Genomic DNA, 4,148 nt, shown 5'->3' with positions numbered 1-4,148 from the left:
TCGATCCCCTGACCACCCATCAGAGATCTATTAAGCAGGTAGGACGATTCGTTCTACCTGCTTTTTTGTTATTCTAATCAACTGATTTTAGAGCTTCTAACATATCTACTGAACGTATCTTCCTATGCATTACAAAAGCTAGAATTAGCGTTACAATCAGTGGAATTACCCCTGATAAAATGTAATTCATCGCATACATATTAGGATCAAACATCGCATTCGTTGGTGGTAAACTCGTAATTATAAAGTTATGCAACCATTTTCCAAGCAGATACCCAAATAAAATCCCTACGAACGATAAAATTATCGTCTCTCGATAAATATACATTGTAACTTCCTTATCATAGAATCCCAGCACCTTAATTGTCGATAGTTCTCTTATTCTTTCTGACACGTTGATGTTAGTCAAATTATAAATTACCACTACAGCTAAAATTACTGCTATTCCAATTAAAATAAAGATTACTCTACCCAATCCATTCATAACATTGTCAATTGTCTTTTTATTATTTATATTTTGTGAGACTACACTAATCGCATTCGTTTCTATAAATCTTTCAGACATCTTTTGAATATTTTTATTACTTTTATTTCTAAGTGTTACTAACTCCCCATTAGTCGTATATTTTTTGTCCATACTTCTTTGATATGCATGCTTTCCCACAAACATATAATGTCCCATATACATCTCTGTAATGTCTGTTACTTTAAACTTACGCCATTTTCCTTCATCATCTTTTAAAGTAATTGTACTATTCTTTTTTGCGCCTAATAGATCTGCTAATTTTTCAGAGATAATTACACTATTAGCTGTTAATTTTAGCTCTTTATTAGTCTTGCGCTCATGCAATCCAATAAACTTTCCCAAATTTTTATTCGAACTTGGTACAAGTAGACTTATCATTTGTTCTGTATCATCTACTCCAGCTTTTTTCGTTAGTTGTTCATAATGTACATCTTTATACTGCTTAATTTCATCACTATTTAATACTTCATCTAGCTTATTTTGTTGTTTCTTGGTCAAATTATTTTGCTGTACAGTTACTAAATCATACTTAATGATATTTTTATACTGTATCTCACTAATTCCATTCAACGAGTCTTTTATACCAAATCCCATTACTAATAGACCTGTACATCCAGCTACTCCAAAAATCGTCATCAACATTCTACTTTTATAACGGAAAAGATTCCGTGCTGTTACTTTATAAGTAAAACTCATTCGATTCCAAAGTGGCGTAATTCTTTCTAGTAAAATCCGTGCTCCCTTTTTTGGTACCTTTGGTAATAGTAATTGCGCTGGTTTTTCATTTAACGTTCTTCTCAAAGCCCACAAAGCCGCGAAAGTTGTACATAATAGCCCAATAGCCAATGTTACTAATAAATATATCCATGAAAATTGTAACTTAACTTCAGGCATCGTTAAATTAGTAGTATAAGCTTTGTAAATCAATCTTGGCAGAAAAGTATATCCTAAAGTTGCGCCTAATAAGATTCCAAGGATTCCTGAAACTAAGCTATATAAAACAAATTTCTTTCTAACATCACCATCACTGTATCCCAATGCCTTTAACGTTCCTATGTTTATTCTTTCTTCATCTACAAATCTTGTCATTGTAGTCAAACAAACTAACGCCGCAATTGCGAATAGAATCACAGGGAAAATATTAGCTAGAATATCTATTCTTTCAGAATTAGATCGATATAAAGTATAACCTGGGTTATAGTCGCGGCTATGTACGTTATAAGTTGAATAACCTAATTGTTTTATATTTTGTTCTTCTTTATTTAATTCTATTTCCTTTTGGCTAATTTCTTTTTCAAGTTGATTAGCTTGTGCCGAAGAAAATAATTTCACCTGATTTATCTGTTCTTTTCCCTGCATTATCTGGTTTCTAGCCTGCTTAATTTCATTTTGATATTTATTTAATTTATTCTGGCTATTCTTATCTAGCCTATCTTTTATTGTTTTCTGATACTTCTTAACAGTATTTCTATATTGCGCAGAATAGGGATTCATGTTTGCAGTATTTTCATATCTAATTCTTGCAATTGTATATACTTTAGTCTTAAATGCTTTTTTCGCAACAACTGCTACTCCATTTAATTGCCCTGTACCTACATTAGTTTGGCCGAGATCATTTTTATCTAAATACTCACTTGAACGGACAAACCCCGTTATTCTAAATTTTTCATGCTTTAAACTTGTATTTTTATCTAAATTAATTGTTTGTCCAATTTTATATTTTCCTTTTAATAAATAACTAAGCGCAATTTCGTTACTTTTATGCGGCATCTTACCACTTACCAACTCATAGGTTGAAATATTCTTTGGATTAGAAAATACCCTAACTACCGTTTGCCCATTATTTACCTTAGTATCTTGAAAATAACCTAAATCATAGTTTTTAATTTTTGAATAATCTTTTATTACACGAACATCATTAGAATCCAAGCCGTAATTAGATACCACAGTTGTATCTGCTAATTTGTGCTGTTGGTAAAAACTAGTCGCAGTTTCTCTCATATCTGGCCCAGTAATTTTTATCCCTATTAATGTAAACGCGCCCAACATCATTAATAGAAAAATAGCGATAAATCTACCCAATGAGCTAGTAATAGCTTGAAATGCATCTTTCCATAAAATTTTCTTACTCATTTCATCTCACCTACCATTCGATTGATGAAATATCTGCTGGATTAGCATTTCTAGTAATTTCTTTAACCTGTCCATCATGGATATGAATAACTTGATTTCCAATCGGAGCTAGTGCCGCATTATGTGTAACGATAATGACTGTTGAATGATTCTTAACACTCATATCTTGTAAAATTTTTAACACTTGTTTCCCAGTATTATAATCCAAAGCACCAGTTGGCTCATCACACAACAAAATTTTAGGTTTTTTAGCCACTGCACGTGCTATTGCCACTCTTTGCTGCTCACCACCTGATAATTGCGCTGGGAAATTGTCCATTCTTTCTCCCAAGCCGACATTTTCTAAAGCTTTTTCTGCTTTCATCGCATCTTTTACAATTTCAGAAGCGAGTTCCACATTTTCTTTCGCTGTTAAGTTTGGAACCAAATTGTAAAATTGAAAAACAAAACCTACATCTTTACGGCGATATGTAGTTAACTGTCTCTTGTTATACTGTGAAATGTCATTACCATCAATAATGACATTTCCACTAGTATTAGTATCCATACCACCAATAATATTTAATAACGTTGATTTACCTGCACCAGATGTTCCTAAAATTATCACTAATTCGCCTTGTTCAATCGAAAAACTTATATCTTTGTTAGCATAAATTGTGCTATCACCCATCTGATAGGTCTTGGTACAATTTTTTACTTCAATATATGACATATTCACTCCTCTTTTCTTATATAGACATATTGTTCATTTAAGCTATAATTAAATAGTAGTAGTATATTGATGTTTAAACAATATACAATTAATATAGCTTTGTTGATTTAAGGTGATATATTATGGGAAACATTCGTAAAACGGATTCTAAAAAACGAATTCGCTCAGCTTTTATTCAAATTCTCGCTAATAAAGGGTTTGATAAGGTATCTGTTAGCGAAATTACACGTCTTGCTAAAATTAATAGGGGTACATTTTACTTAAATTATATTGATAAATTTGATTTATTAGATGAAATTGAGCGTGAATTCTTTTCTGATATTAAAGAAATTTTGCTGCAAAAAAACAAAATCGCCGACCATCGTACTATTTTTTCAAATAATCAAATTTTAGATATCATTTATTATCTAGAGGAAAATTCTGAGCTAATTTCAGCTCTTGTAAATAGTAATTTAAAAAATGAGATGCAAGAAAAATTCAAAATCTTATTAACAGATGTTTTTATTCAGCTACACGTTAATGTTGATTCACCAAAGATAGATAAAGACTATGCTTTTGAAATATATTTTGGTAGCATTGCTACAATTTTTATTTTTTGGATTCAAAAAGGTATGGCTGAAACTCCTCAAGAACTTTTGGATATCATCAATGCTTATCGCAAACTAGCACCTCTTGATATTTTTGAATAATATTTCAAAAAAAGCTTGCATGGGTACAAATTTTTTGTTATTATATTATTCGTTGATGAGTTATGGGTGGTTAGCTCAGCTGGCAGAG

At 31.3% G+C, this 4,148-nt stretch carries 3 protein-coding genes; 1 reads left to right on the top strand and 2 read right to left on the bottom strand.

What is annotated here, in order from left to right; translation table 11 throughout:
- Positions 1-73: 73 nt before the first annotated feature.
- Together FC55_RS09535 and FC55_RS09530 are read right to left on the bottom strand one after the other, a co-directional pair.
- Entirely contained in the window at positions 74-2,659 is a 2,586-nt protein-coding gene (locus tag FC55_RS09535; RefSeq protein ID WP_003700988.1) for an ABC transporter permease, read from the bottom strand.
- 10 nt (positions 2,660-2,669) lie between these two features.
- On the bottom strand, positions 2,670-3,371 hold the full coding sequence (locus tag FC55_RS09530) for an ABC transporter ATP-binding protein (RefSeq protein WP_003700986.1): 702 nt from the start codon (positions 3,369-3,371) through the stop codon (positions 2,670-2,672).
- A gap of 122 nt (positions 3,372-3,493) precedes the next feature.
- On the opposite strand from FC55_RS09530, the gene FC55_RS09525 reads away from it, so the two are divergent.
- The gene (locus FC55_RS09525; RefSeq protein ID WP_003700985.1) at positions 3,494-4,060 is read left to right on the top strand and encodes a TetR/AcrR family transcriptional regulator; all 567 of its coding nucleotides are present in this window, start codon (positions 3,494-3,496) and stop codon (positions 4,058-4,060) included.
- The last annotated feature ends 88 nt before the right edge of the window (positions 4,061-4,148 follow it).

The sequence above is a fragment of the Ligilactobacillus salivarius DSM 20555 = ATCC 11741 genome (genome assembly GCF_001435955.1).
Lineage (GTDB): Bacteria > Bacillota > Bacilli > Lactobacillales > Lactobacillaceae > Ligilactobacillus > Ligilactobacillus salivarius.
Note: the sequence above shows the minus strand (reverse complement) of the source record. Positions and strands in the feature narration are given on the sequence as shown.